This is a genomic window from Streptomyces huiliensis, from assembly GCF_020037025.1.
Classification (GTDB): domain Bacteria; phylum Actinomycetota; class Actinomycetes; order Streptomycetales; family Streptomycetaceae; genus Streptomyces; species Streptomyces huiliensis.
In genome coordinates this window covers 1-2,117 of the sequence record NZ_JAIQLH010000484.1, presented here as the reverse complement: position 1 = coordinate 2,117, position 2,117 = coordinate 1, and the positions used below count along the sequence as shown (strand labels likewise).

The window sequence follows — 2,117 nt, the reverse complement described above, 5'->3', positions numbered from 1 at the left end:
AGCGCCTCGAACGCCTCGTCGCGGCGGACGCGCGGGAGGCCGCCGGCGGGCCGGGCGGGCGCGGGCCGGCGCTCGACGGGCGGCTCGGCCAGGTGCGGGAACTCGCTGACGCCGGTGACCGGTTCGCGCCGGGTGGCGAGGCGGCGGGAGCGGTCCGCCCAGGTGGCGGCGAGCCGTTCGCCGATCATCCCCGAGCGCAGGGCGGCCTCCTGGCCACCGGCCCGTTCGATCTCCTGGAACCAGGCCCAGGCGGCGTGCGCGAGCTCGTCCGTCAGCCGCTCGACGTACCAGGAGCCGCCCGCCGGGTCGACGACCCGGGCCAGGTGCGACTCCTCCAGCAGGATCGACGAGGTGTTGCGGGCGATCCGGCGGGCGAACGCGTCGGGCAGGCCGAGGGCGCAGTCGAACGGCAGGACGGTGACGGCGTCCGCGCCGCCGACGCCCGCGCCGAGGCAGGCGACGGTGGTGCGCAACATGTTCACCCACGGATCGCGACGGGTCATCATCACCGGTGAGGTGACGGCGTGCTGGCGCTGCGCGCGGGCGGCGGGGGACGCGCCGCAGACCTCGGCGACGCGGGCCCAGAGCCGGCGGGCGGCGCGCAGGGCGGCGATGGTGAGGAACTGGTCGGCGGTGGCGGAGAGGCGGAACTCCAGCTGTCCGCACGCCTCGTCGACGTCCAGGCCCGCGCCGGTGAGGGTGCGGAGGTAGGCGACGCCGGTGGCCAGGGCGCAGCCGAGTTCCTGCGCGGTGGAGGCGCCGGCCTCGTGGTACGGCAGGGCGTCGACGACGAGGGCGCGCAGGCCGGGGAACTCCCGTGCGCAGCGCACCGCGAGGGCGGTGTCGGGGCCTTCGCCGCCGGTACGGGCGAGGGTGCCCAGCGGATCGAGGCCGAGGTTGCCGGGGACCGTGCCGGGCGTGACGCCCCGCTCCTCGTACAGCCGCAGCAGCGCGTGGCCCGCGGCCTCGGCCTCGGCGCCCCCGTCGAGGACGACGGGCGCGAGGTCGAGGTAGACGCCGTCCAGGGCGGCGGCGAGGCCGTCGACGGGGATGCCGGCGGGGCCGACGGTGAGCCAGAGGGAGGTGACGCCGTTCTCCAGGTCGGCCAGGACGGCCTCGTTGGCGCGGCGGGGGTCGGGCTCGGCGTGGAGCTGGCGGACGTCCCAGCCGGAGACCGCCGTTCCCTCGGGCCGTCCGCCGCGGACGAACGGTGGGAAGCCGGGGAGTCCGGGGTCGGCCGCGGCGTCGTCGGCGGTGTAGAGCGGACGGGTGCTCAGCCCGTCCTGGAGGGCGGTGGCCAGCGCGTCCTCCGCCGCCGAACCCTCGGCCTCCGTCCCCGCCTTGCGCAGTACGCCCTCGACGAGGCGCTGCCACTGCTCGCGGGTCGCGTCCGGGAATTCGGCGGCCAGGGAGAAGCCTTCTTCGGGCAGGACCGTCATGGGGGGAAGGCTAGGGGGTCGGGCGCGCTGAGCAGCAGGGGACAAGGCTGTGACCTTGGCCTCTTCACGGCGTGGAGGGGGCCGTGGGGTGTGCCGGTCGTACGCGGGCGCGCACCGGGCCACCGGCCGGGCCGGGAGCGGCCCGTGGGGCGGTCCCTACGATGCCGGCATGGCCTCCGACATCACCCACATCCATCACGTCGGTCACGTCGTCCACGACATGCCGGCCGCGCTCGCCCTCTACCGGCGGCTGGGTTTCACCGTGCCGGCGCCCGCCTACCCCGCGCTGCCGCCCCGGGAGGGGGCGGATCCGGAACCGTTCGGGGCGGCCAACACGCACGCCGAGTTCGCGCGGGACTTCGTCGAGCTGGCCACCGTCGTACGGCCCGGCGACCGCCTGCCGGCCGACGCGCGGGTGGTCCCGCTGCGGGTCCCAACCGAGGCGCTGCCCGCCCTGCTGGAGAAGGTGGAGACCACCCGCGCGAACCTGGCGGGCTGCCTGACCCGCTTCGAGGGCCTCCACATCCTGATGTTCTCCTCGCCCGGCATCGACGCCGCCGCCGCGCGGCTGACCGCCGCCGGAGTGCGGCACGGCGGGGTGACCACGGTGCGCCGCCCGGCGGGCGCGGGCGTGGAGCCGGTGCGCTACCTGGAGCTCGACGGAGAGCGGCCGGGGGC

The 2,117-nt window shown here is 76.9% G+C and carries 2 protein-coding genes; one reads left to right on the top strand and one right to left on the bottom strand.

The window, feature by feature from the left end; translation table 11 throughout:
- Positions 1–1,439 (bottom strand): methylmalonyl-CoA mutase subunit beta (locus tag JNW98_RS35340; protein WP_223772355.1); only part of this gene is annotated, 1,439 nt, incomplete at its 3' end.
- 169 nt (positions 1,440–1,608) lie between these two features.
- On the opposite strand from JNW98_RS35340, the gene JNW98_RS35335 reads away from it, so the two are divergent.
- The coding region (locus tag JNW98_RS35335; protein WP_223772354.1) for a VOC family protein at positions 1,609–2,117 on the top strand (509 nt) is incomplete at its 3' end.